The sequence below is a fragment of the Salicibibacter cibi genome, assembly GCF_016495865.1.
Classification (GTDB): domain Bacteria; phylum Bacillota; class Bacilli; order Bacillales; family Marinococcaceae; genus Salicibibacter; species Salicibibacter cibi.
On the sequence record NZ_CP054706.1, the window covers coordinates 670,240 to 696,536 of the forward strand.

Consider the following 26,297-nt stretch of genomic DNA (forward strand, 5'->3'; position numbering starts at 1 on the left):
GACTGTCAATAAAAAATCCTGGCATGAGGTTGGAATTGATGTACTGTTTGTTGCCGAATATTTTCTTTGCCATTCGTGCACGTTAAACCTATAGATATTTCCAAAAGGTGACGCGTATGTTTAAGCGATTTCAAAAAGAAAAAATAAATCGTCGAAGGGAAAATACGTTTCGTGATATTTTGACGACGTTTCAAAAATCTGCAGATTTCGTTTCCTTTCGTGTGTCTGATCAAAGTCCTTTTTGTTTCCATTACTTGGATCCTCTCGTGGATGATCGTTATCTCCATGATGAAGCACTTGCTTACACGAAGCGAAAAGACATGCATACGCTCAGGGATCTCCAACGGGCGATTCCCCTTGAAGAAACGAATATCCTTTGCAAGGGGAAAGAGATCGAGGAACATTTCTTGAGCGGCCATATTATTATTCAAAAGAAAGGCCAAACGGAAGAGGTGCTTAGCCTTCCGGCAGAATTGATTGAAAAGCGGTCTATTGAAACACCGGAAAATGAATTCACGGTGGTCGGACCCAATGAAGCCTTTATTGAGTCCATCGATGTCAATTTAAATCTGATTCGTAAACGATTGCGTACATCGGATCTCGTGGTCGAGGAGATGAAGGTTGGGCGCTTCAGTCAAAGCCGAGTGGCGATTTTATACATGGATGGCTTGACGAACAAGCAGCTTGTTCAAACTTTGAGGCAACGGATCCAAGATGTGGACTATGATGAACTCGTTGATATTTCGCAAATTAACCAATTCATCACAGACTATCCGAATTCTTTTATCCCGCAACTGTTGGAAACAGAACGCCCGGAACGCGTGACATCGGGTTTGGCGGAAGGGAAAGTCGTGTTTATGATGGATGGTTCTCCGCATATGACGATTGGTCCGACCAATTTCATGGAATTCTTTTCATCTCCGGATGATCATTACATGCTTTGGCCTATCGGATCGGCGTTTCGACTGATTCGTATCGTAGCCCTTCTGTTCTCTGTTCATGCCACGTCCTTTTATATAGCTGTAACTTCTTACCATCACGAATTGATCCCCGACGAGTTGTTGGATACGCTCATCGCTTCTAGAATCGAAGTGCCTTATCCGCCGATCGTTGAGGTTGTGATCCTCGAGTTGACGGTCGAGTTGCTTCGGGAAGCAGGTGCTAGGCTTCCCAGTCGTATCGGGCAAACGATTGGGATTGTCGGTGGGATTGTTATCGGAACTGCTGTCGTTGAAGCATCTTTAGCCAGCAGTGTGCTCTTGATCATGATTGGGATTACGGCGTTGGCATCTTTTACGGCGCCAATCTATAAAATGGGCAATACCATTCGTTTGATCCGCTTTCCTTTTGTTATCTTTGCGCAGGTTTTCGGGATATTTGGCATGGCTTTCTGTTCGGGACTTTACCTTTATCATTTATTCAAGTTGACTTCGTTGGGGTATCCATACTTGGCTCCTCTCTATCCGCTGCGACTCCAAGACCTTAGAGATGTTATTTTCAAAATGCCGATCCAAAAACAGCAAAAAAGACCGATGGTCCTTCGGCCGCAAAAACGGAAGCGGTTTGATGTGAAACATAGAAAAACGATCCCCAAAGATATCGAGGAGTAGGCCTATGCGAGAACAAACGATGATGACGAGGCAAATCCCTCCATTTTTAACTTTTTTCATCGTGACCGTGATGCAAGTTGGCGTGGGTATTTTTACTTTTCAACGTCCTATCGTCAAAATTGTTGGCCATGATGGCTGGATAGCTATCATTATTTCAGCGCTAATGGTCCATGCCGTAATATGGTTGGTCTATCAAATGCTGAAGGAAAACGAGACGATCGTTGATCTTCAAACAAGAGTGTTTGGGAGAATCCTTGGGAGATTTCTAGGTTTGTATTGGATCTTTTATTATAGTTTGTTTGTGCTTGTTATTTTGGTGGGCTATGTGGAAATTCTTCGTGTTTGGCTATTTCCTGAAGTGTATCCAGGGGTCTTTGCCTTTTTTACGCTACTTCTTGCCTATTTATTCGTGGGGGGTGGTCTGAGAATGGTAACGGGTCTAAGTGTGCTGTCCGTTATATTGGCGATTCCTTTCCTGCTTTTTAACCGTTTTCCTTATGGGCAATTACAATGGGGAAGTATATTCCCCTTATGGGACCACTCCATCATGGATGTATGGATGGCCACGCAAACGATGACGTTTCAATTTTTGGGATTTGAAATACTTTTTATGGCTTATCCTTTTATTAAAGAAGCACCGCGATCGCAAAAATGGGCACATGTCAGCGTTATCTGCAGTACGATCGTTTATTTGTTTGCCTTTATTCTTTCCGTGCTTTTTTTCCATGAACATCATATTTCTACGATTATATGGCCGACGATTTCCTTGTGGCATATGGAATATATAGGGGTGTCTATATGGTTTTTGATTCTCGTGCCGAATGTGGCGTTAGGGTTATGGGCGGCCAGCCGCGCCGCTAAACAAACGGTAAAAGTCTCCCAGCGACGTTCACTGCAAGGACTCTCCCCCCTTGTTTTTGTAGCTGCTTTCTTTTTTGTCACGCGTTGGGAAATCGAGAACCTTTCGTCCTTCACAGGTAATCTCGGGTTTTATACCGTCTTTGTGTATGTTCCGTTATTATACGTGATTGAAAGGATCGTTTCGAAAAGGGGGCAGCGTCGTTGATCAAACGTATGTACATTCTTTCCCTTATTGCTATGTTTGTTGTAGGCGGTTGTGTCCCTGAATATGATTATATTGAAGAGGTCCAATATATTCAGGCGATGGGTCATGATTTGGAGGACGGAGAACACCGAATCACCGGTATAACAACCATTTTTACAGCTGCAGAAGATATGTTGCCGGAAAACAAAACCATATACGTATCCGGTGAATCGCTTGAAACCCTCTATAATTCACTTCAAGCGAAATCGCCTCGACATGTGGACACCGGCCGAGCACGCGTGCATTTGTTTCATGAAGATATGGCCGCCCAAGACGGAATCTTTTCATCGCTTGATACGGTTCAACGAAATCCTATGATTGACCAAGACATGCAGGTGGCCATCACACGAGAACCTGCGCGAGATATGTTAGAGACAGAATACGCTTTTCATGTGCCTACTTTTCGTTATTTGCAAGATGTGCTTGAACAGAACCAGGAGAAACAGATGCCGCGAACGAGTTTGCATGACTTTATGTATCATTACTATGCCGAAGGGGCTGATCCTTATCTCCCAATACTGGCATATCAAGGAGACCATGTGAAAGTTGCCGGATTGGCTTTATTTCAGGGAGATACGTTCGTGGAAGATATATCCATCGATGACGCGCAAATCTTTCGGATGCTTAATGAGCATACGGACGAGGGCACTGTCCACATACAACTTAACGAAAACAAAGGGGTCTCGTTTCATCGCCTATCCTCTAACTCGAACTGGACGATCACCCAAGAAACGGATGGCACGCATGTGCAGGTGGATCTGGATATTGAAGGGCCAATTCGACAAACGTACGGCGGCGTTGAAGGTTATAAGCGGGAGAGTATTGAGCAACTAGAGCGATTAGCTACGGAGGAATTCGAGCGCCGAATGAGTGAGACCATTCAATATTTTCAAGCGCTAAACATTGATCCCATCGGTATCGGGGAGCGCGTCGGACAAAATGTCCGGGGGCTTGATATTCAGCAGTGGGAAAAAGAAGCTTACCCGGACGTAGACGTTGATGTCAACGTTGATTTTACCATTGATAATACGGGAGCGGTGGAATAGAAATTTCGTTATTTTCCTTGGTGGGAAAAAGAGACTTCAGAGAAATAACCACAGCAAGAGCAATGCGCCAACGATGAGTATGATTATTGAGAACGTTCGAAGTAAACAGCCGATGCCCCGCATAATGACAGGGAAGAAAAAGATGACCATTATGATGATAATGATGAGTGTGAGCGGATCCATTTTATGTCCTCCTTGATTATGGCGTAATGCGTTTCCTATATTTTAATAGAAGTTTCATGAAAAGTCATGATGCAAAAGGGGCAAATGCTGAGATGGTAAGTGTTGGATCGTTCAGTACAAATAATCTTTATAGCCTTCAAACAATCTCCCGCCGTTTTCTTCCAGCAATTCTTCGATGAATGCATACAAAGGCTTGGCATTATTCGTTTTCATATAAATGTCGAAAACTTCCAGGTAGTTTGCGCATAATTGTTCATCAAACGCACGAAGCGCGCGATACATCCATTTTCCTTCGCCAACCCAACGCTGATTAGTTCGTAGTACAAACTTGGGGATGAGATCGAAAAGTTTATAGGCGGAAAATAGTCTTTCCTTCCCGTCGTGATCGCCGTTTAAATCATCAAGAACATTTGTGATCATGAACCGCATCTGTCGTTGTTGGTTTTCTGACCATTTAAGTGGACCTTTTCGCAAACACTGTCCGGCCATCTCTTGAATTTTTGCCCCCGATATAGGATCGTCTTTCAAAATAATTCCATCTGCACATAAGCGCGGGACAGTAGGGATACCCTCCAAGCGACTCATGTCAAAGGCGAAGGCAAGCGAATGCGGTTGAAAAACAAAAGCTTCAATGTTCCAATCAAAACAATAAAAGCATTCCCGGTAGGAGTTTGGAGCCGTGTCATCCATAATGACAATATCCAAATCGGACTGTTCGGTGATGGTTTTTTGCGCAGCGCTCCCGCCTAAGATGGCTATTTCACAACGCGGGAAAAATTGTTCAATAAAATGGTGCGCAGCTTCTTCGGGTCGTCTTTTCACGTTGAATCCCCCTGAAATCGAATCGCTTGCTGGGTGCCCACATTCTATGCACCCCAGGGGTTTGAAGTGATTTAACGCGTAAAATGGCGGGCGCCTAAAGAAGAAGTGCGCCCGAAATTCAAGTAATCATTAAGATAAACCGATAATTTTTCCTTCTTCATTGATATCGATTTTTTCAGCTGCAGGTCGTTTTGGGAGGCCAGGCATGGTCATGATCGATCCGGTTAGAACGACAATAAAGCCGGCGCCAGCGGATATGCTTACCCCTCTTATCGTAATGTCAAAATCAGAAGGGCGGCCTGTTTTCGTTTTGTCATCTGAAAATGAATATTGTGTTTTAGCCATACAAATGGGGAGGCGCCCGAATCCCAAGGCTTCAAATCTGGCTATTTCTTTTTCGACTGCTGAGGTAACCACAATGCCTTTACCGCCATATACTCTATGAACTAATTTTTCGATCTTGAGCTTTAGAGGATCATCCAATTCATAGGCGTATGTAAAGGAGCTGTCTCGTTCGGTTAGTTTTACAACTTCTTTTGCGAAGGCTTCTCCGCCTGCACTCCCTCGTGCCCAAACATCGGACAGTACCATATGTACGCCTAATTCCTTGCACTTGTCTTCAATTAATTGAAGTTCGGCATCCGTATCAGTCGGGAATTTATTGATCGCGACAACGGTAGGGAGACCGAAAACATTTTGCATATTTTCCAGATGTTTCAATAGATTCGGCAATCCGTTTTCAAGTGCATCCAAATTTTCTTCATTTAATTGCTTTTTCGCGACGCCTCCATGCATTTTTAGTGCTCGGACGGTTGCTACGACAACGGATGCCGAAGGTTTTACATTTGCATAACGGGCCTTGATGTCCATAAATTTTTCCGCGCCCAAATCTGCCCCAAAGCCGGCTTCTGTAACAATATAATCTGCAGATTTTAATGCTAATTTTGTCGCGGCAACACTGTTACATCCATGGGCGATATTGGCAAATGGCCCGCCGTGAACAAATGCCGGAGTATGCTCAAGCGTTTGTACAAGGTTGGGCTTCATCGCATCTTTTAGCAATACAGCCATTGCTCCTTGTGCGTTCAGTTCGCCTGCCGATACGGGTTGATCGTCGTATGTATAGCCAACAATGATATTTTTTAGTTTTTCTTTCAGTTCATCGATATTATTTGATAAACAAAAAATGGCCATAATTTCAGAAGCAACGGTGATGTGAAACCCGTCTTCCCGTGGAACGCCGTTGGTTTTTCCGTTTAGTCCATCGACGATAGACCGAAGTTGCCGATCATTCATGTCGACCGCGCGTTTCCAAGCGATTTTACGCGGATCAATCTGAAGGTCATTTCCATGGTGGATATGGTTGTCGACCATAGCAGCCAATAGGTTGTTTGCGGCACCGATGGCATGGAAATCTCCTGTGAAGTGAAGATTAATGTCTTCCATCGGAACGACTTGGGCATACCCTCCGCCTGCTGCCCCGCCTTTCATTCCAAAGACCGGTCCTAATGATGGTTCTCTCAGTGCGATCGCTGTGTTTTTTCCTATTTTCTGAAGGGCATCTCCCAATCCGACCACGGTTGTTGTTTTCCCTTCACCGGCTGGTGTCGGTGTGATCGCGGTCACCAGAATTAATTTTCCATCCTTTTTGCTTTCCAATTTTTCCATTTTACCCGTGTTTATTTTTGCCTTGTTATCCCCATATAATTCAATGGCGTTACGTTCAATGCCTATTTTGTTTGCAATCTCTTCGATAGGCATTATTTCGGCTTCTTGTGCGATTTCTACATCTGATTTCATTTTTGTCCTCCCTCTAAATCTCTTTTCATTATTAGTATACTAAGGTTTGACGCGATTGTAATCGTTTATGATAGAAAGTATGAGATAATTCAGGAGAAATAAAGTTGAGTATGGAGTTGATGATAATGGATACAGCTGAACGACCAACATGGTTGATGGTTGCTTCCGATGCAGCTGCTACCTTCCGCTGGGAGCATATTTTAACGAGTCAGACGTCTGTTTTTTGGGAAACGAGAAGATTGCCACGTAACTTTAGAATGGCTTGGGATGGGGATTTGATTTTATGTTACCGAAGCGGTAGGGAAAAGAGGGGATTGGTCGGCGTGGCAGAGGTGGAGGAAGGTTTCAATGATGATGGCATCACCGTTAGGGGAATTGGTGAATTCCAACAGATTATTCATTACGATGAATTTAAAAATGATCCCATTTACCGAGGCACTGAGGCGGGGCGTTTGCGAAATCGGGGGACACTTTTTCATGTTCATGACGCGTTTGTGCAGTGGGTAAAAAACAGATTGGAAGAAGAGGGAGATACTGCATTGGCAGCGTATGTATGATAACCTCCAGCCTCCATGAAGCGTACATGAAGCCCGAAATTCAGTAGTTTGCATCGATTCGGTCATCATAAGCATCCCTTGGCAAAATTTTCCTTCTTCCTCTTCAACTCCCCTCTTCATGGATATTTGCTAACCGTTGATCAGACGGTAGAAATATGGTGAGAATACCAAGTAATGGGAGGGCGCCGATGAAGATCATCGTATTGGTTACGCCAACCAGATCCATTAATGCTCCAAGTCCGATGGAACCAACAGCTCCCATCCCAAATGCCAATCCTACGATCAGCCCCGAAGCCATCCCGATGCTTCCCGGAAATAAATCCTGGGCGTAAATGACAGAAACGGCGAAACTGGAAATGATAATAAAACCGATGAGTGCCAATAACGGAAAAAGCAAAAAAGACGGGACGTGCGGAAGAATCATTGTGAGCGGCGCTGCACCCAGAAAAGACATCATGATCACATTGCGTTTGCCGAACCGATCAGCAATTGGTCCGCCGCAAAAAGTGCCGACTGCACCTGCAGCCAAAAAAATAAACAGGTAAATTTGCGCTTCTTGAATTGTCAATCCATAATTTTCAATCAAATGAAAGGCGTAAAAATTCGTCATCCCTGCTTGAAACCATGAACGGGCGAAAACGAGAAACACGAGCAAAACAATGGGAAAAATCAACAATTTACGGGCCGGATGCTTCGTTTTTGATTGCTTTTCGACAATTTTTTTCTTTTTTTTCTTGGTCATCACCGGGTTTTGTTGTGAATACCAGCGTGCAATGTAGACTAATAATCCAATTGCAACAGCAGCAACGATCGTGAACCAAAGCGCGCCGATTTGGCCGAGGGGAACGAGCAGGAGCGCGGTAATGACCGGTGCCAATGCTTGCCCGCCATTGCCGCCAACTTGATAAATCGATTGGGCGAGTCCGCGGCGCCCACCTGCCGCCATGTTTGCAACCCGCGATCCTTCAGGATGAAACGTTGCCGAACCGATGCCGATGAAAATGACGGAAGCAACGATAAACCAAAAAGAGGGCGCGATTGCAAGCCCGAAGACACCGACAAATGTAAAACATAATCCGATCGGCAAAGCATAGGGCGATGGCCTTTGATCAGTGTACCAGCCGACAAGCGGCTGCGCGAGCGAAGCTGTAGTGTTTAATGCAAAGGCAACAACCCCCAGTTGCGTAAAGGTCAATCCCATGGAAGCTTCCAATATGGGAAACATCGCTGGAACAACCGCTTGAATCGAATCATTTAATAAATGGACAAAGCCAATCACAATAAGAATGCGATACATCGTTGGTTCAGAGAGCGCTGCCGGTCGGGTCGCGCCCGTGTTCATTGCCATATCGATCACCATTTTCATGGATAAAAAGAAATATTCATTTAATCATGGCATAGGAAGGTAGGGAATACAAATGTTGTGAATCGAAAAAAATAAAGTGGATGCACTATCACGAAAGCCTATATTTGAAAAGCATAATGTAAATGAATTGACTTCATGAGTAAAATGTGTAATTTTATTACTAGCAAGCATTATATATAGGTAATGAAATGATCCATTGCTGATCATCAGAAAGAGAAAGAGAAAGATAAGGAATGAGGTGGATAACGATGGAGGATGTCGAAAGTAAACCGAATAGTGGTATGGCGCTTGCTGCTTTCATATTGGGACTTGTAAACTTAATTTTTTGGTTAATCCCGTTTTTAGGCTTTCCGATTGGCATTGTGGCGATCATTTTAGGTGCGCTCAGTATGAAAGCCGCGAATCGATGGGCAGCAATTACAGGTATTGTGGTTGGTGCGCTTACGTTGATCTTAACGCTTATCAATGTGGTTCTTGGAGCTTTAATGTTTATGTAAAATATCAAGGCTTTCGTTCCCATCATTATTGGTGGGATTTTTCATCGATTAAAAGGTGGAAGTGAGAGAGGAGATGATGGGATTGGAACAAGAGAAACAAATCGAAATTCGAAAATTAACGATCCCAAGTGTTTTGAAGGCGACGAGCTATTTCTTGGTGATCCCGATTGTTTTGTTCGGTATCTTGGCGATTTTTTGGTCGTTGTTTCTAACGATCCTGGAAGGTCCATTGGGGCTTATCGGCTTGCCGCTTTTCCTAGTCGGAGCCGTTTTTTATGTCGGACTATATTTTGGAATTATGGCGCTCGCCACGCTTATCTATAATTTGTTCGCGGGGAAGTTTGGCGGTTTGGTCATGACGATTCGTGACGTAGATACACCAAATGATAGCTCGAATGATGAAAATCACATGGATGACGTATCACAAGCGTAGTATGTTTGATAACGATAAACCCGATCTTCATCGTAACAAAGGGAAGATCGGTTTTTTATGGAATTGGCCAACGCCCCGTTCGATGTAACATTCATTTTTTCAAATGACAATATGTTATGATATAAGTAGAACGAGTTTTTAAAAAAAGGAGTGTATGCTGTTGTTAGCGACTCTTACCCCTCTGGACTGGAAACGAAGAGCAATCAAGTATTACCCGGAAAAAATTGCCGTCATTGATGAAGAAAAGCAGTTTACGTATAAGGAATTCGGGAATCGTACCGACCGTCTTTCCGTAGCCCTAGAGGAAGCGGGCGTCCAACAAGGCGACCACGTCGCCGTCATGATTCCGAATACCCACTATATGCTCGAGAGTTTTTATGGAATTTGCCAGTTGGGAGCAGCAATGGTGCCGCTTAATTACCGATTATCCGCGGAAGATCTGGAATATATCATTCATCATAGCGATGCGAAAATGCTGATCGTCGATGAAGCATTCACCGAGCCAATCGAGGAAATCAGAGAGAAACTATCGTTGGAAAAAATCATTATCGTCTCGGTAGAAGGACACTCAAACTACTTAGATGGGATCGATTATGAGGAATTTATTCAGGCCGTTCCATCAGATTCCGCACCTCCTGAAGTGGCTATCGATGAAAATCAGCTCCTTACCTTGAATTACACGAGTGGAACGACGTCCAAACCGAAAGGGGTCATGCTTACCCATCGTGCGAATTACATGAATGCTGCCAATTTTATGTACCATCTAAACGTTCGGCACGATGATATCTATTTGCACACGCTGCCGATGTTTCACGCCAACGGTTGGGGTGGTGTTTGGGCGATAACAGCAGCGGGTGCTACCCATGTATGCTTGCGGAAAGTTGACCCTCCGCACATTCTCAATTTGTTTGAAAATAAAAATATATCGCTATTGTGCGGTGCTCCGACAGTCATCAATATGCTTGTCAATGATCCAAAAGCAAAAGAAACCGACATCGCGATAAAGCCGCGGATGGCGACAGCAGGCGCACCTCCGGCCGCTGCTCTTATCCAGAAAGCCCAGGACGTTTTAGGATTGGATATGATCCATGTTTACGGTTTAACGGAAACGTCTCCTTTCATTCTTTATTGTGAATGGAAAAAAGAATTCGACGATAAACCGGCAGATGAACAAGCGGCCATAAAAGCGAGACAAGGCATTGAACTTGCGTTTAACGGGGAGACGAAAGTGGTTCGTGAAGACGGAGAAGAGGTAAATTGGGACGGAAAGGAATTAGGCGAGATTGTCACCCGCGGCAATGTTGTCATGGAAGGATACTACAAGGCTCCGGAAAAGACAGCGGAAGCAATACGCGATGGTTGGTATCATACCGGCGATTTAGCGGTGACCCATCCGGATGGATTTATTGAAATCCGTGACCGGGCAAAAGACTTAATCATTTCCGGCGGTGAAAATATTTCGTCCACAGAAGTAGAGGGGGTACTGTTTAAGCATCCGGATATTATGGATGTAGCCGTTATAGCGGTTCCCGATGAAAAATGGGGCGAAATTCCGAAAGCCGTCGTCGTCCGGCAACCGGATGCCCGCGTGACCGAAGAAGACGTGGTTGTTTTTTGCCGTGAGAACCTCGCTCACTTTAAAGTTCCGAAAGCTGTCGAGTTTGTGGAAAGCTTGCCGAAGACGGCAACCGGTAAATTGCAAAAATTCCGCTTAAGAGAAGAGCATTGGCAAGGAGCAAAAAAGGTGAATTAGGGTCTATGAGGTGCCTTTTCCCCCAAAAGGGGAGAAGGCACAATTTTCGTGTGGGCATTAGAAATATTTTAGTGGAAAAATTGACCGGATCCGTAGGAGCCTGCACTGAGGGGAACAAAAGAAGCAAAGTAATCCCTCAGACGGGGATTGAGCTGTTCCAAGGGGAACAAGGGGAGCAGAGTGATGTCCCGCCCCGCTCAGAATGGGTATGATAACTTAAAAATCGGCCACCGTGTTGAACGTTCCGGAGGAAATGAACCAAAAACTTCAAATGGAACAGTAGTTTCAGTGCCAATGCCAAAATCATAAATCCCAGCCATGACAGTTTAAAACCTAATGACATTTATCGTCCTTTTTTCCGTTAAAGCAGAATGATGGACATGTGTGCTTCATCTGTCAATGATCAAATTCGGTGATTGGCCGTCATTTGGCGTGGTTTTCTTCTGAGCAGGGCACGCGTAATTTCATGGAAATATATGGTGAACGAAAGCCTTTGTTTTTTCATTTTTGACGCCATCATAATCAGGCGTAGGAACTTTCATGGTGTCATTGTTGCCCATGGACGCCATTAAATGTACACATGCGTTGTTTTATGGCGTCATAACTATCCGATGCCGCCATTATATGCTGGATTCTGTAGATTCATGGCGTCAAACGTTTGTACTCTGACATCATTTGTAAACACGCTTTCCACTAACGTTTCGCTACTCTAAAGCTTCATTTTAATTTTGGCAGAGGCTTTCAGGAAAACCAAAAAGAACAGCAACTGTGCGACTTAGAGCAGGTCTGCTGTTCCTTAAAGTTGGACGTTTTTTTGAGCCGTGATGTCAGCAAGCACATTGATTTCAACGGTTTGAACCGAAAACTACCGTTCGATTGACTCCTTTTTCCGAGTTAGATTAGGGATTGCTGAACAACTTGCAGCTATCAGCTGAAGCCGGGATGCCGCTTCCATGGCTTCGCTTTCCGCGGACGAACGGTCAAGCCTCCTCGCGCAAAACCGGCGCTGCGGGGGCTTGACGCGTCCGTTTTTCCGCTGGAGTCTCGCCATTGCAGCACCGTCCCTCCGTACGTTGCCAGAAGTGCAAGGGTTTTTTGATTATAGGATGGATTTCCTTGCATCTAGCTTTGACAACACCAACACCAACGGCAAATGCTTATGTGCCAGTCTTTTTCCATTATTAAGCAGTCCCTAGATTAGTTCTTCAATTCGATCCCATACCCAGTTACTTGTTTAATTGCGTCTTCTACTTGTTTTGCTTCCTCCGTATCGGGCGAAGTCCCCACTTTTAACCCAAGGATGCTCTGTTCACGATGAATCGAGGGGTTTTTCTTTAACGCCCATGACGCGGGTATGCGGGTAACGGCTTCATTTATAATTTCATTTTGTTTCGGATTTTCGGCATATGTGACCGGAAACCCGGTCCGATAAGAAAGTTCCTCCAGATCAATCTCATGCCGCTTGGCCACTTCCGGTGAAATAAAGTGCACTTCCAACACGCTATTTTCGCCTTGTCCTTTGAAACTGACTTTATACAACGTGATGTTGCGATCCTCCGCCCATTGTTTTGCCTCTTCCCTTGCTTCATTATTTTCCATTCGCACGCTTCGGTCCGTAACTTCGAAGAGATCGTTCGATTGTGTCGGGCCAGTTGCTTCAGAACCTTTCTCCTGAAAATAAAAACCGGTACGTTGCTTGAATCGTTCAGCGACCTCTTTGGCATCGCTCGTTTCCGGGAGGGTTGCACGAACGGTTTTTTCTTGCAAGTGGAGGGAGAAACTCTCGGGTTCGCCGTTCTCGGTAAGGTCTGAGAGTACTTGAAACAGCAAGTCTTGTCTCGTTGAAGGGGAAATGACGACCTCCCAGCCTGTTTGGTCGGCAATGGACGAGATCATTCGTTCTTTTTGATCATCTGTATAAGCCTCCGGAAAAGCAAAGAAAAGCGTCAGTTTTTCCCCTGATTGATCAGCCCCGCAACGCGTGAAATCAGGCTCATCCGCTAACGTCTCCCGCGCAATATCCATCGCCTTCGCCGCGTTCATTTTCTTGCCCTGCATAGGTAGCGTTCCATTTTGCGCTTGAACCATAAAATCATCATCAGGCTTGTATTCTTTTTGCCCGGACTGTCCTTCTCTTTTTTGCTCCTCAGGCAGGGCTTGTAACGCGAGGGCTAATACGAGCCGTTCTTCAAGTGAATCATGTACGGTGACATGACGCAGCAAACCTTGAAAGGTGTAAACCCCTTCGGTCACCTGGCTCCAGTCTAAAGCTTTCAGTTCCGGGCGGTTAAAATCAAGCAGCGGTTGCAGCGACTCACGGACGTCGTCAATCGTGCGCGTTGTTTGCCCCAAGGCTTGTATGAGTTGGTGTGGTTGAATTTTTACCGGCTTTCCTTTGAGCGTTTGCGAAAACAAAACATTCGTTTTCGGATGAATACCGGTGCATAGGGCTACTTTCAGCGGGTCATCGTCTTCGGGTTCATAGAGGATAAATTGTCCATTTAAGGAACGCAACGCCTCATGCTCTTTGTTAGGTTTATATCGCTTGCCTTTGATGCCTTTTTTCGAATCCCGGAGTTCAAAAGGATAGTTGTCTCCGTTTTCAACGAGGGTAGGGCTGTACCGTTCGTCCAGCAAGTCGGACAAAGCTGTTCGCGCGTCGTCATCGCCATGGACGAGCAGGGTATGCGTAGGCGCCAATTGCTGAATGAACAACTGCATTTCCGAAGCATCGGCATGGGCAGACAGGCCGTACTTGCTAATTCGCGCTTTTGCTTCATACGCCGTCCCGTTAATCGAAAGTTCCACCGTTTTTCCTTCCGCAACATCCAGCAACGCTTTCCCTGGACTTTCTTCATCCTGGTAGCCAGTGAGTAGCACAGCGTTTTTATCGTTTCCGATAAGTCGTTCCGCATACCAACTGCTCGCCCCTCCGGTCAGCATGCCGGAAGACGCCACGATACAGGCAGGTTTGCCTTGCAAGATCGCCTCGCGCTCCTTCGGATGAACCGCTTGACACCGTCCTTCTTTTAAGAAAACATCGCCCTCCCGATGGACACGATGGGCAAGGTTTCCTTTTAAAAATTGCGGGTATTGTCTGTAGACACGGCTGACAGGTGTCACGAGACCATCGACATAGATTGGAAACTCTGGAATTAATCCTTTATCCATGTAATCTTGCAGCACGAGTAAGACTTCTTGGCCACGTCCGAGCGCAAAAGCGGGAACAAGGGCAAACCCACCGCCCGCAACGACTTCCGCCACGTGTTCGGCGAGTCGCTTTTCTTCGGTGTGGCGATCCGTGTGGGCACGATTTCCATAGGTGGACTCCATGATAACGACATCGGGTTTTAAATGGTGCGGCACGTTGGCACCGGAAATCGTCCTTCCGGCTTTAAAGCTAAGATCGCCGGTGACGAGCAGTTCTGCGCCCCCGCCAATAAGCGAAAACATCACCGCGCCCAGGATATGACCCGCTTGATGACTTTCGATACGCAATTCCCCGATGCGAAGCGTGTTGCTCGCGGGGATCTCCAGCATGGCTGCCAAGAGCGCTTCAACTTGGGTCTCAGAGTATGGAGGAATCGTCTCTTCTCGTCGGCTGCGTTCCTCGATAATTTTTAACGAGTCCTTCATCATGATGCGCATAAGCGCGATCGTTGGCGCCGTCGCGTATATCGGCGCTTCCGGAAAAAGTTTATGTATAACGGGTAACGCCCCGATATGGTCGGCGTGGGCATGGGTAACAAGAATCGCTTGCGGTCGCGGCAAATCTTCAAGCATCCCGAGCGCCGGCAATAATTGTTCCCCCTGCATGCGCATCCCCGCGTCAATTAAGATCGATGTTTCCGCCATTTCAATATGCAAACAGGAAGCGCCGACCTCGTTTCCCCCGCCAAGCACGGTTACGTTCATTTTGATCACCTCTCTACCAGTCTATCATATTCCCTGGATCGTTTCGGATCAAGAATTCGATTGATTCGATGATGTCGTTGTCACCGCTATAGCCGCGATGATCGCTACATCAATAGCCTGGATGATTTCTTTCACTGCCTTGGAAACGGGGAGATTTTTATTGACGTGCTTGAGTTGTTTCTGGACGGCACGTGCTTCTTTTCCGTTCGGATAAACGATGGAAAGTAATTTGCTTGCCTCGATTAGGGACAAAAGCACAATGTGACGTTCGTCTTCTTGGTTGAATGGGGTACCTGCTTCCCCTTTACGAAGAACCTCCGAAAAAGAATCCCTCAATCGTTCAAGATGGTTGGGATCGTTTAGTTGATAGGTTTGACTGTTAAAGAGTCCTAAAATCTTTTTCTCATCGATGGTGATTTGGTTATCGTTTTCCAAATGGTGTGCGACCACTTTTTGAATTTGTTTGAATTCCGACTTGAGTTTGGATACCCAGTGTTTAGGAGTCATTGGTCTTTTCTTTTTTTGAATTATGGCGAGTGTTTCCTGGAGCAAAGGATGGTCCACTTGATCATTAATAACGACGATTTTCTTTTTTTGCAACTCGACATTGGCTCGCAGCATCAATTCTGCGATAAGGGCACCACTGAGACTGTAAGGCAAGGCGCTGCTGCTACGTGCATAAGGTTTCCCGTCCTTAGGCTTGATAGCGGTGAGAAACAGTTGTTCGGCTAACGTTGACATAAATGCCGCTCCTTTCGATTTGATGGAAGTTAAATCGGGTATAGCTATTAAAAGGGGAGTGAGGATGTATAAAAAAATTTTAGTAGCCGTGGATGGATCTGTCCAGTCTGAACAGGCCCTGGAAAAAGCGATTGCAATGGCTAAGCTCCACGATACTCATCTTTTCATTGCCCATGTGATCGACCTTCGCAATTTTTCCACGCATGCGTATAATCGGCAAGGGATTCTCACCGATGCCGAAACAAAAGAAATATTGGAAAAATACAAAAATAAGGCTGTTCAAGCAGGATTGAAGAATGTCCAAACTATTCTTAGCTCCGGCAACCCACGGGTCCAACTTTCAAGAAATCTATTATCCGAGTATAACATTGATTTGTTGGTCACCGGTTCTACCGGACGCAACGCCTTCGAACGCATGCTTATCGGAAGCGTAGCCGAAGCCTGCGTCCGACACGCGCCGTGTGATGTGTTTACGGTAAAGACTGGAGAAGGTTGATCGCAATCTATCAAGGAAGGGTGAAAATATTGGAAGAAATAAATACAACGTTGAATGAATTCGAAACATTCATGCGTTATATCGAAAAGGAAAGACCACTATTATCACAGAAACATGGCGTGTTGGGAAAGAAAGACGCCTTTCGGTTGAATGCAAGCCTCAATTATAAAAGAGAAGTGAAGGGACCCCATTATACTCAAGCACAATACCCGGAGATAGACTTGATGTTTTTTCTGGCAACTGCCGGCAAGTTGTATGCAAAGGGGAATAATGAGAGGGGAAAGCCTGTATTAATAGAGACCGATGCGATGAAAGAATTCAAGACTTTGAATCCTTATGAGAAATACGTTTACCTCACACAAATCTATTGGTCCAAATATGGTTTCAATGAACGAACAGAGAAGTATGTCTCCCTTGTGCGTTTTTATGACCAGCTTGAGTCGATCCATCATGTAGATCTTGGTGAAAAAATACCAGAACCTGATTCATATTTTTATGTGGAATGGCAAGATAAGGGCGTTACATTTTTTCATCATCTCCGTTTCTTCGGTTTCGGGGAATTTGAAGAAACATCGGATTTCGGAGAACCTATGCAATTTTTCATTCCCAATCAATGGGGAATAAATATGAGTGGTTTGCTGATTGAGCATACCGTTAAGTTTTGGAACGGGGATGGTTTGGAGCGGCTACTTCGCTCTTTGCGGAAAAGAAAGGATAGGGTCAAGAAGGAACCTTTTGATGTTTTCAAAAAGATTTTCCCTGCGCGTAAAGTGCAGAATACAGTGACTTCGGAAGGGAAGATTGACCGAAGCGGTATGTACACATTCAAAGTCATTTTATGGAAACACTGTTGGAGAAAAATCATTGCTTCTCATGAGCATACATTCGAGGAGCTCCATCATGCCATTCAGGATGCTTTTCAATTTGATGACGACCACTTGTATTCCTTTTATATCAATGGAAATAAAGAAACGGGCCAGCCGATCTTCTGTGCTTTCATGGACAATGACAAAGGTTACGCCGCTGACAAAACAACCATTGCAGACGTTGGTCTTTTTAAAGGACAGAAACTCTATTACCTGTTTGATTTTGGCGATGAATGGCATTTTGAGATTAACTTGAGTAAAATAGATAAACAATCACCGCTACCGGAGCATCCCACAATCATCGAAGAAGAAGGCGAAGCGCCGGATCAGTATAATACGTGGACCGCTTTGTTTTAAAGCCTCTGCCAAAATTAAAATGAAGCTTTAGAGTAGCGAAACGTTAATGAAAAGCGTATTTACAAATGATGTAAGAGTACAAACGTTTGACGCCATGAATCGACAGAATCCAGCATATAATGGCGTCCATGGGCAACAAATGACACCATGAAAGTTCCTACGCCTGATTATGATGGCGTCAAAAATGAAAAGACAATGGCTTTCGTTCACCATATATTTCCATGAAATTACGCGTACCCTGCTCAGAAGAAAACCACGTCAAATGACGGCCAATCACCGAATTTGAACATTGACAGATGAAGACACATGTCCATCATTTTGCTTTAACGGAAAAAAGGACGATAAATGTCATTAGGTTTTAAACTGTCATGGCTGGGATTTATGATTTTGGCATTGGCACTTAAAGAAAGCGATCCGCAAAGTATGGATAGCACGCACACACTTCCAACACTACGTCGTCTAACGACGCTGTCAATTCCCAATTAGCAAGTTGGGTGAAATATCGGACAAGCTCCTCAAACTCAAACTCGATACTGGGGCAAGCACTGAAGTGATAAAAAGAAACCTCGGCATGGAAATGTTCGATGTCGCGTGGAAATATTTGATCTTGCCGGGGAGAGATTGAAGTGAAAAAAGGGTTATTTTCAGCAGTCGTTTTAGGCGCATCCTTCACGTTAAATAGCCTCTCGGCATTCGCCGAGGCTGATGCGGCAAGGGATTCCTTGACGCATACTTTTTGCTATCCTCCTCCGGTAACGTAATATTGTTTTTAATTAATTTTTTTTCGGTTGCTAAAATACAAATTAAAAAAACCGTCACCGTCATCCATCTTATTTGTTCCCGCCTTTCTGAGTTTGTCCATTGCTGAATCTAGATGACTAAATAATATAAAAATTATATGTATGTAGTATTGGACGTTTGATCTTTTAGTCATCATATCACGAAATGCTCATCAGCGGAGTGTTATTTGGCATCATTCGTATAATTTTTTAAATAGACGGAATCATATGCTATAATAACCGTGAGGTGATGCAAGTGAATCCAAATAAGGAAAGAATTATTGAGCTAATTGAGGATATCTCGGAGAAAGATATGGCAGAGATCATTGACTTTATTGGATATCTTAAAATGAAAAGAGAAAAAGAAGAATACCAAGATGTGCTGCAAGCCAGTGAAAGCAGTATTGATTTTTGGGACAATAAGGTTGATGACGAGGTCTGGAATGATGCTTTAGCAGGGAGAGATTGTGCTCATTCCGGTCCCTTTCACAGATTTGTCCTCCAGAAAAAGAAGACCCGTATTGGTTTTGTCTAATAATCGGTATAACTTAAAAAGTACGGACGTGCTTGTTGCGGCGGTCACCTCAAACCTAAAAGAGATGGAACATGCGATAACGATTTCAAATCAAGACTTAATTGATGGACATTTGAAGCAAACTTCAAATATTAGAACGGATAAGATCTATACTTTGGCGCAGGATATCGTAATCAAAAAGTTCGGGAAGCTCAATAAAGAAGTATTCCATCAAGCAGTTCGCAGTATCCATGAATTAATTTCAGAATAATGTGTATAAACAAATGGTAGCTACTCATTAAAACTCCCCGGGCGCTTACGTCCACCCGGGGAGTCATCCTCACACCATCACCTTGCACATATCATTCGTAAATTCCACCGGATCTTCCACCGGCAAACCTTCAATCAGCAGGGCTTGGTTGTATAGCAAATTGGTATAAAGCGCCAATTTTTCTTTGTCATTGTCGTAGGCTTCTTGCAGGGATTGGAATACGTCGTGGTTGACGTTGATCTCTAAGACTTTTTCGGCGCTGATTCCTTGGTTATTGGGCATGCTTTGCAAGACTTTTTCCATCTCGATGGATATTTCACCGTCTGACGCCAGGACGACGGGGTGGGATTTTAGTCTTTTTGATGCTTTGACGTCTTTCACCTTGTCGGAGATTGCTTCCTTCATGGCGGCGAAGACCTCTTTGTTTTCTTGTTCTTCTTCCGTATTGTCGTCTTCGTTTTCAATGTCGAGGTCGCTGCTTGAGACGGATTTGAATTCTTTTTCTTTATAGTTCGTGAGCATTTTGATCGCGAATTCGTCCACTTCTTCGGTGAAGTAGAGGATCTCATACCCTTTGTCAGCAACTAATTCGGTTTGCGGCAACTTGTCGATTTTGTCATAGCTGTTGCCGCTCGCGTAGTAGATGTACGTTTGATCTTTGGGCATGCGGGAAACATATTCGTCCAGCGTGACTAGTTTTTTCTCGGTAGATGAATAGAACATCAACAAATCTTGCAGGTCTTCTTTATTCATGCCGAAATCGTTGTAAACGCCGAATTTAAGCTGTCTGCCAAAGGCTTTATAAAATTTCTCGTAGTTTTCGCGGTCGTTTTTAAGCATCGTTTGCAGGTTGTTCTTGATTTTGTTCTTAATATTCTTGGCGATCGTTTTTAATTGACGATCGTGTTGCAACATTTCCCTGGAAATATTAAGCGACAGGTCTTCGGAATCGACCATGCCCTTCACGAATCCAAAGTAATCCGGAAGCAAGTCCGCGCTTTTGTTCATGATGAGCACGCCGCTGGAGTACAGTTCTAATCCTTTTTCAAAATCGGCAGTGTAATAGTCGGGCGGCGCGCTTTCCGGAATAAAAAGAATGGCGTCGTAACGGATCTGCCCATCCACGTTAATATGAATGTGTTTTAACGGTTTGTCGAAGCCGTACCGTTTTTCGGCATAAAAATTCTCGTAGTCTTCATCCGTTAGTTCACTTTTATTTTTTTTCCAGATCGGCACCATGTTATTGACCGTCTGTTCTTCTTGATACTCCTCGTATTCATCCTCTTCGTCTTCTTTCGGTTGTTGGACGGTGACGTCCATCTTGATTGGATAGCGAATGAAATCGGAGTATTTTTTAATGACCGTTTTTAGTCCTTGTTCTTCAAGAAAATCATCATAGTTTTCTTCTTCGCCATTGTCTTTGATTTTCAAAATAATGTCGGTGCCGACGGTTTCTTTTTCATAAGGCTCGATTGAGTAGCCGTCTGTGCCTTCGGATTCCCATTTGTACGCTTCATCGCTATCCAATGATTTGCTAATGACTGTGACTTGGTCAGCGACCATAAAAGAAGAGTAGAAGCCGACACCAAACTGGCCGATGATGTCATGCCCGTCTTGCAACTCGGTTTCATTTTTAAATGCTAACGAACCGCTTTTTGCGATGATGCCGAGGTTATCTTCCATTTCATCCTTCGTCATGCCAATACCGGTATCGGAAATGTGCAATGTTCGGCTCTCTTTGTCAGGCGTCACCTTTATGTAGTATTGGTCCTTGTCAAAGGTCAAGGAGTCATCGGTTAACGCCCGATAATAAATCTTGTCAATGGCATCGCTCGCGTTTGACATTAATTCTCGTAAAAAAATCTCTTTATGCGAATAAATGGAGTTGATCATCAGTTCCAACAATCGTTTCGATTCTGCTTTGAATTCTGTTTTTGCCATGAGAATGCTCCTTTCAAAAAGTTAGCACTCAAGATCGGTGAGTGCTAACTTTATTATTTAGCATTTGGGCGTTGCTTGTCAATAGAAGAATGGTGCCGTGCAAGGGAAAACACCTCAATAACTTGTCCGTGAAATCGCAAATATGGTTCGAACTTTATCATATACTGGCTTAAGTGATAGAATGTGAATAAAAGAGCGGGTAGTGGAGGAGATGGAAACCCTAGATGTTTAAAATAAACCAAGATAGTTTGCATCCGGATTATATTTTTCAAGCCGTGGATAACCCTCGGACCTATACGCGCGGCGAAATCTATTATTACAATGATCGTGTGGGGCCTGTGTCTTTTTTTCAGCATGAGAAGACGACAAAAGCGGCGGTTCATGGGTCAAGAAGCTATCAGTGCCAAGCAACATTTCAACGCAATGGGGATTTGGACCGAATGAGTTGTTCTTGCCCTGCGTTTGATTCCTATACGGGGATATGTAAACACCTCGTTGCGTTTTTGTTGGAACTCGATGAATTAATGTCCACGGAGGAATATGGACATAAATATGGTGCTATCCAAGGACACCAAATGATTGATGTTTTTAAAGAGGCGTTTAAGCCTGAAAAGCCATCCGCCATCATGGAAAAAGAGACGCTCGACATTCGGTATGAGCTGGACTGTAACATTCATCCGTTTTCCGGGATCGTGCAAGACATTTCCATTCGTCTGCGTGCCGGCGTGAGTCGTCCGTATGTTGTGAAGAATATTAAACGGTTTATTGACGACGTACAAATGGGAAAAGGCCATTTCTTCACGAAAAAATTTAGTTATCATCCGGAAAATCACCAAATCGCTGAAAAAGACCGGGAAGTGTTGGACTTGTTATGGAAAATAAGCAAAAGCGAACCTTCCGGTTATTCCATCTATAGGCAAGAACGTGAGCTGGATATTCCCGATCTGATGGTTCCGGATCTATTCGAGTTGCTGGAAGGGCGTGACGTTGATATCATTTCCGGGCATACGCCGGAAACAGTCATGATCGACTCCTTTCATTCTGGCGCGCGACTTGAATTCTTGTTGCAAAAAAGTGCAGATGAAGATGAGGTCGAATTATATTTAAAGGAAGGAAACTATTTATTTTTTTCGACGGATCATCAGCTTGTGCAAAACGGAGGAAGCCTTTATCGATTAAGTCAAGAGCAAGCAACGATTATACAAAAACTGTTAAGCACCTCAGAGATGGACGGGGCGTTGACTCGTTTTTCGCCAGAGGAAATGGAACCTTTTTGTTCATACGTGCTGCCGAAGTTAAAAGAAATTGCGGCGGTTGAAATGGACGAAGCGTTAACGGATGTGATCCGGCAGTATCCGCTGAATGCGAAAATGAAGATTGACTATAGTGAAGAAGCCCTCAGTGCTCTTGTGACTTTTCAATATGGGGACACGGAGATCAACCCCTACGGGGAGCAAGGGCAAGATGAGGATATGAAAGCGATTATCGTTCGCGATGTGGAAACAGAGGCAACGATTGAATCGCTGCTCGATCGAATCCCATTTACACAATCGGATGGTAAGCTCGTGCTTGATGATGAAGAAGAAATGGCTGTGTTTCTTTTTGAAAAACTGCCTTTGCTGCAGGAATATCTTGATATTTATACGACGTCGACCGTAAGGCAAATGATCGCTCCCCTCGAGAAAAAGCCGAGCGTGTCCCTTTCAACAGACGAGGAAACAAATTGGCTTGATGTTTCTTTTTCCGTGGAAGGCATTCCTTCAAACGAGGTGGAGCAAGTGCTGGAAGCGCTGAAAAAGAATCAGACGTATTATCGCCTTCCGAGCGGAGCTTTTCTTCATCTTCAAGGAGAAGAGTTTGGAAATGTAAAAAATGCCGTTGATCATTTTGCTCCTGAAAAAGGAACATTGAAAGAAGATATGAAGGTCCCTCTTTATCAGGCGCTTTCCCTGGAGGATGACAAGGCGCAGTCGTTTAAGCTGTCCTCTTCCTTACGGCAATTAATGAATGATGTCCAAAAACCGGATTTTGTTGATGCTGATCCTCCGGAAGCGATCAACGCTACGCTCCGGGAATACCAATTAACCGGCTTTCGTTGGCTGAAAACGTTATCCCATTTCGGGCTCGGCGGAATATTGGCCGATGATATGGGCCTTGGCAAGACGTTGCAAACCATTACGTATTTGCAAGCGTTGACGGATGAAAACCCGAATATGCGGGCGCTTATCATCACACCTGCGAGCTTAAGTTATAATTGGGAAAAAGAATTCCAGCGTTTTGCTCCCGACATGGATACGGAGGTTATCGTAGGACCAAAAGCGGAAAGGCAAAAGAAGTTGGAGCAAAGTTCAAACGCGCAAGTGCTTATTACGTCTTATCCACTCATCCAACGGGAGGCGGATATTTACCAATCCGAGCCCTTTGATGTCCTAATTCTGGATGAGGCCCAGGCAATCAAAAATCAAGCGTCGAAGACAGCGCAAGCTGTACGCTCGCTAAAAAAGGCTAGCGCGTTTGCCTTAACGGGAACGCCGATAGAAAATCACCTTGACGAGCTCTATTCTATTTTTAATACGCTCCTCCCGGGCATTTTAGGAACGAAAAAAGCCTTTAAAGCGATGGAAAACGATGAAGTTTCCAAACGCGTGCGTCCCTTTATATTGCGGCGCATGAAAAAGGATGTCCTTACGGAATTGCCTGAAAAGGACGAGCAGGTACAATACACGAACCTCACCGATGATCAGAAAAAGCTCTACGTGGCTCAAGTCAATCGGTTGGCGAAGGATGTGGATTCGGCCATCGATGGAGGTCAATTTCAGGAACAACGCATGCAAATTCTTGCCGGCTTAACGAAGCTGCGCCAAATTTGTTGCCATCCTCAGCTTGTTTTGCCGGATGAGAGCTATAAATCCGGGAAATTCGAACGGTTATTGGAATACGTGGATGAAGGGCTCGCTTCAGGACGGCGCATGGTCATCTTTTCTCAGTTTACATCGATGCTTTCCATGATCCGGGCGGCTTTTGACGAGCGGGGCTGGTTGTATCATTACTTGGACGGCCAAACGCCGGCAAAGGACAGGCTTGCGCTCACCGAACGTTTTAATGAAGGGGAACATTCCCTCTTTTTAGTGTCGATGAAAGCCGGCGGCACCGGTTTGAATTTAACCGGCGGCGACACCGTCATCCTCTTTGACACGTGGTGGAACCCGGCAGTGGAACAGCAAGCAGCGGACCGTGTCCACCGTTTCGGCCAAGAGAACAACGTTCAGGTGATCAAACTAATTACATCCGGAACGATCGAAGAAAAAATGCTGGAGATGCAAGAACGAAAAAAAGCGCTCGTAGAAGAAGTCATCCAGCCGGGTGAACAACAGCTCACGAGCTTACGGCCGGAAGATGTGAAAGAGCTATTGAGCGTGTAAAAGAAGAGCCCCTTGCCGGTTTGGTGAGGGGCTTAGTCGTCAGAGACACGAGTGGGGTAGGGAACCGGGGTTCATGAGTTATTCCTGTGGTTTCGGTTACCATGAACGAGTTATAGATCCTGAAATCATGGTTGACCCAGCAATACAGGCGTCATGAACGAGTCATGGAACCCGAAATCAGGATGAGCGACGCGTTACAGACATCATGAGCGGGTCATGAAGCCCGAAATCCTTGCCACGTCGATCAATCTCCCCGAAACAATTCCTTCTCGCGCCATTTTCCGAATCGATAATATAGATAAGCAGCCAAACTGCCCAGCATAAAGCTTACGCCCATGCCAAGTGCAATACCTATATCGCCGAATATACTTGATAGTAAATTCGTCAGGGGATAACGCAAAACCCAAAAAGAGATGATATTCAACACGAGCACTTGATACATCGCACCCGATGCGCGCACGATGCCGTTTAAAACAAAATTAATGCCGAGAAACGGGTAGCAAAGCGCGACGATTTGCAAATATCTCGTGCCAAACGCCACAGCTTCCTCGTCCCGGATGAACATTTGAATGCTGTATTCGGCAAAAAGTACGATGAACAGGCCGACCCCAACCATGACGGCAAAATTATACATTACTGCATATTTGGTGATCGCGTTTACCCGCGACCAATATCCAACGCCGATGTTTTGCCCGGCCATGCTGTTCACCGCTGTTCCGAGCGCCATGGCCGGAAGCATGATCAAGCTATCCAACCGTTGCGCAGCGCTGAAACCAGCGACGACATCTTCTCCGAATGTCGTAACGACGCTCATAATCGCGGCCACACCCGCGGATATGACAGCCATCTGCAGCCCCGAAGGAATGCCAAGGTTCAAAATTAAACCGACTTCTGTTTTTTTAGGCAAAGAGGGAATGGTAAAAGGTGCAAGTCCCCGACGCAACACAAAAAACAACCCATATAGAAACGCGCTCCCTTGTGAAAGGATCGTCGCGTAAGCCGCACCTTCGACACCCATGTCTAATCCGGTAATGAAGAGCGGGTCCAGGACAATATTAAGCAGCACAGCAATAATGACAAACCGTATCGGCGTTTTGCTGTCGCCCAATGCGCGTAACGTCGTCGCAATAAAGTTGTATCCGAAAAGAAAGATCATCCCGAGAAAATTAATCTGTAAATAAGCAGTGGCGGGTGCCATCATGCTTTCCGGTGTGCCGAGCAACCGCAGAAATTCCTCCGAAAAAAAAGAACCCGTAAATCCAAGCGATAATGATAAAATCGAGAGCACAACGACAAACGCATTGAGGTAACGGGTGAGTCCTTCTTCATTTTCCTTCCCCTTTTGCTGGGAAAGGATGGTTAATGATGCATTGTTTAAACCGATCACAAACGAAAGCATCGTGAAAATGATCGTACTGGAAACCGCCACCGCGCCTAACGCGGCTTCGCCAAGCAAATTTCCAACCCATAAGCTGTCGGTAAACTGAAAAGACGTTTGCAAAAGATTCGTGAGTATGATCGGTCCGGAGAACATGATCAGCGGTTTGAGAATATTTCCTTGTGTGAAATCCTGATGCTTGCTCATATACGCGCGTCCTTTCAGCTTTTGCTAAATATTTATTTTATCATAAAGCCTCTGCCAAAATTAAAATGAAGCTTTAGAGTAGCGAAACGCTAATGAAAAGCGTGTTTACAAATGATGTCAGATCGCAAACGTTTGACGCCATGAATCTACAGAATCCAGCATATAATGGCATCATCTGGATTGTTATGACGCCATAAAACAACGCATGTGTACATTTAATGGCGTCCATGGGCAACAA

General features: G+C 44.8%; 22 protein-coding genes. 13 read left to right on the top strand and 9 right to left on the bottom strand.

Going from position 1 to position 26,297, the window contains the following annotated elements:
• Positions 1-116 precede the first annotated feature (116 nt).
• Genes HUG20_RS03275 through HUG20_RS03285 form a run of 3 tightly spaced genes read left to right on the top strand, consistent with a single transcriptional unit; the run spans position 117 to position 3,761 of the window.
• Complete coding sequence (locus tag HUG20_RS03275; RefSeq protein ID WP_200088025.1) at positions 117-1,610, top strand: spore germination protein; 1,494 nt, start codon at positions 117-119, stop codon at positions 1,608-1,610.
• Between the two features lie 4 nt (positions 1,611-1,614).
• A complete protein-coding gene (locus tag HUG20_RS03280; RefSeq protein ID WP_200088027.1) occupies positions 1,615-2,676 on the top strand; it encodes a GerAB/ArcD/ProY family transporter in 1,062 nt (353 codons plus the stop codon).
• Complete coding sequence (locus HUG20_RS03285; RefSeq protein WP_200088030.1) at positions 2,673-3,761, top strand: Ger(x)C family spore germination protein; 1,089 nt, start codon at positions 2,673-2,675, stop codon at positions 3,759-3,761. Before HUG20_RS03280 ends, HUG20_RS03285 begins: the two co-directional genes overlap by 4 nt.
• 36 nt (positions 3,762-3,797) lie before the next feature.
• Here the strand turns inward: HUG20_RS03285 and HUG20_RS03290 are convergent, their stop codons facing one another.
• The 3 genes from HUG20_RS03290 to HUG20_RS03300 form a co-directional block, all read right to left on the bottom strand.
• Positions 3,798-3,944: a hypothetical protein gene (locus HUG20_RS03290; protein WP_200088032.1), complete on the bottom strand. Its 147-nt coding sequence runs from the start codon at positions 3,942-3,944 to the stop codon at positions 3,798-3,800.
• Positions 3,945-4,055: 111 nt separating this feature from the next.
• Positions 4,056-4,766 carry a nucleotidyltransferase domain-containing protein gene (locus tag HUG20_RS03295; RefSeq protein ID WP_200088034.1) on the bottom strand — a complete coding sequence of 237 codons (711 nt, stop codon included), beginning with the start codon at positions 4,764-4,766 and terminating at the stop codon, positions 4,056-4,058.
• A 129-nt stretch (positions 4,767-4,895) separates the two neighbouring features.
• Positions 4,896-6,566, bottom strand: coding sequence for a formate--tetrahydrofolate ligase (locus HUG20_RS03300; RefSeq protein WP_200088036.1), 1,671 nt, complete (start codon positions 6,564-6,566; stop codon positions 4,896-4,898).
• 110 nt (positions 6,567-6,676) lie between these two features.
• On the opposite strand from HUG20_RS03300, the gene HUG20_RS03305 reads away from it, so the two are divergent.
• A complete protein-coding gene (locus HUG20_RS03305; protein ID WP_246476626.1) occupies positions 6,677-7,123 on the top strand; it encodes an EVE domain-containing protein in 447 nt (148 codons plus the stop codon).
• A 103-nt stretch (positions 7,124-7,226) separates the two neighbouring features.
• Here the strand turns inward: HUG20_RS03305 and HUG20_RS03310 are convergent, their stop codons facing one another.
• The gene (locus HUG20_RS03310) at positions 7,227-8,471 is read right to left on the bottom strand and encodes an MFS transporter (protein WP_200088047.1); all 1,245 of its coding nucleotides are present in this window, start codon (positions 8,469-8,471) and stop codon (positions 7,227-7,229) included.
• Between the two features lie 266 nt (positions 8,472-8,737).
• Between HUG20_RS03310 and HUG20_RS03315 the strand changes: the two genes are divergently transcribed.
• The 3 genes from HUG20_RS03315 to HUG20_RS03325 all read left to right on the top strand — a co-directional run bounded on the left by HUG20_RS03315 (position 8,738) and on the right by HUG20_RS03325 (position 11,172).
• The gene (locus HUG20_RS03315; protein ID WP_200088049.1) at positions 8,738-8,986 is read left to right on the top strand and encodes a hypothetical protein; all 249 of its coding nucleotides are present in this window, start codon (positions 8,738-8,740) and stop codon (positions 8,984-8,986) included.
• 82 nt (positions 8,987-9,068) lie between these two features.
• Positions 9,069-9,419, top strand: a complete 351-nt coding sequence (locus HUG20_RS03320) for a hypothetical protein (protein WP_200088051.1) — start codon at positions 9,069-9,071, stop codon at positions 9,417-9,419.
• Between the two features lie 160 nt (positions 9,420-9,579).
• On the top strand, positions 9,580-11,172 hold the full coding sequence (locus HUG20_RS03325) for a long-chain-fatty-acid--CoA ligase (RefSeq protein WP_200088053.1): 1,593 nt from the start codon (positions 9,580-9,582) through the stop codon (positions 11,170-11,172).
• A gap of 927 nt (positions 11,173-12,099) precedes the next feature.
• On the opposite strand, the gene HUG20_RS03330 is transcribed toward HUG20_RS03325, so the two are convergent.
• The 3 genes from HUG20_RS03330 to HUG20_RS03340 all read right to left on the bottom strand — a co-directional run bounded on the left by HUG20_RS03330 (position 12,100) and on the right by HUG20_RS03340 (position 15,828).
• Positions 12,100-12,294, bottom strand: a complete 195-nt coding sequence (locus HUG20_RS03330) for a hypothetical protein (protein WP_200088055.1) — start codon at positions 12,292-12,294, stop codon at positions 12,100-12,102.
• 75 nt (positions 12,295-12,369) lie between these two features.
• Complete coding sequence (locus HUG20_RS03335) at positions 12,370-15,087, bottom strand: MBL fold metallo-hydrolase (RefSeq protein ID WP_200088057.1); 2,718 nt, start codon at positions 15,085-15,087, stop codon at positions 12,370-12,372.
• A 48-nt stretch (positions 15,088-15,135) separates the two neighbouring features.
• Complete coding sequence (locus HUG20_RS03340; RefSeq protein ID WP_200088059.1) at positions 15,136-15,828, bottom strand: GOLPH3/VPS74 family protein; 693 nt, start codon at positions 15,826-15,828, stop codon at positions 15,136-15,138.
• Between the two features lie 64 nt (positions 15,829-15,892).
• Here HUG20_RS03340 and HUG20_RS03345 point away from each other — a divergent pair, with 64 nt between their 5' ends.
• From HUG20_RS03345 to HUG20_RS19895, 5 genes are all read left to right on the top strand, one after another.
• Positions 15,893-16,324, top strand: coding sequence for a universal stress protein (locus HUG20_RS03345; RefSeq protein WP_246476519.1), 432 nt, complete (start codon positions 15,893-15,895; stop codon positions 16,322-16,324).
• 29 nt (positions 16,325-16,353) lie between these two features.
• A complete protein-coding gene (locus HUG20_RS03350; protein ID WP_200088063.1) occupies positions 16,354-17,547 on the top strand; it encodes a plasmid pRiA4b ORF-3 family protein in 1,194 nt (397 codons plus the stop codon).
• A gap of 626 nt (positions 17,548-18,173) precedes the next feature.
• Entirely contained in the window at positions 18,174-18,308 is a 135-nt protein-coding gene (locus tag HUG20_RS19345; protein WP_281392502.1) for a hypothetical protein, read from the top strand.
• A gap of 274 nt (positions 18,309-18,582) precedes the next feature.
• Positions 18,583-18,861 (top strand): DUF2281 domain-containing protein, encoded by a 279-nt coding sequence (locus HUG20_RS03355; protein WP_200088065.1) that lies wholly within the window; start codon positions 18,583-18,585, stop codon positions 18,859-18,861.
• A complete protein-coding gene (locus tag HUG20_RS19895; RefSeq protein ID WP_200088067.1) occupies positions 18,794-19,111 on the top strand; it encodes a type II toxin-antitoxin system PemK/MazF family toxin in 318 nt (105 codons plus the stop codon). Before HUG20_RS03355 ends, HUG20_RS19895 begins: the two co-directional genes overlap by 68 nt.
• Positions 19,112-19,180: 69 nt before the next feature.
• Here HUG20_RS19895 and htpG read toward each other — a convergent pair whose 3' ends face one another.
• Positions 19,181-21,052, bottom strand: coding sequence for a molecular chaperone HtpG (gene htpG / locus HUG20_RS03365; protein WP_200088069.1), 1,872 nt, complete (start codon positions 21,050-21,052; stop codon positions 19,181-19,183).
• A gap of 224 nt (positions 21,053-21,276) precedes the next feature.
• Here htpG and HUG20_RS03370 point away from each other — a divergent pair, with 224 nt between their 5' ends.
• Entirely contained in the window at positions 21,277-24,474 is a 3,198-nt protein-coding gene (locus HUG20_RS03370; protein WP_200088071.1) for a DEAD/DEAH box helicase, read from the top strand.
• Between the two features lie 244 nt (positions 24,475-24,718).
• Here HUG20_RS03370 and HUG20_RS03375 read toward each other — a convergent pair whose 3' ends face one another.
• Positions 24,719-26,059: an MATE family efflux transporter gene (locus tag HUG20_RS03375; RefSeq protein ID WP_200088073.1), complete on the bottom strand. Its 1,341-nt coding sequence runs from the start codon at positions 26,057-26,059 to the stop codon at positions 24,719-24,721.
• Between the last annotated feature and the right edge of the window lie 238 nt (positions 26,060-26,297).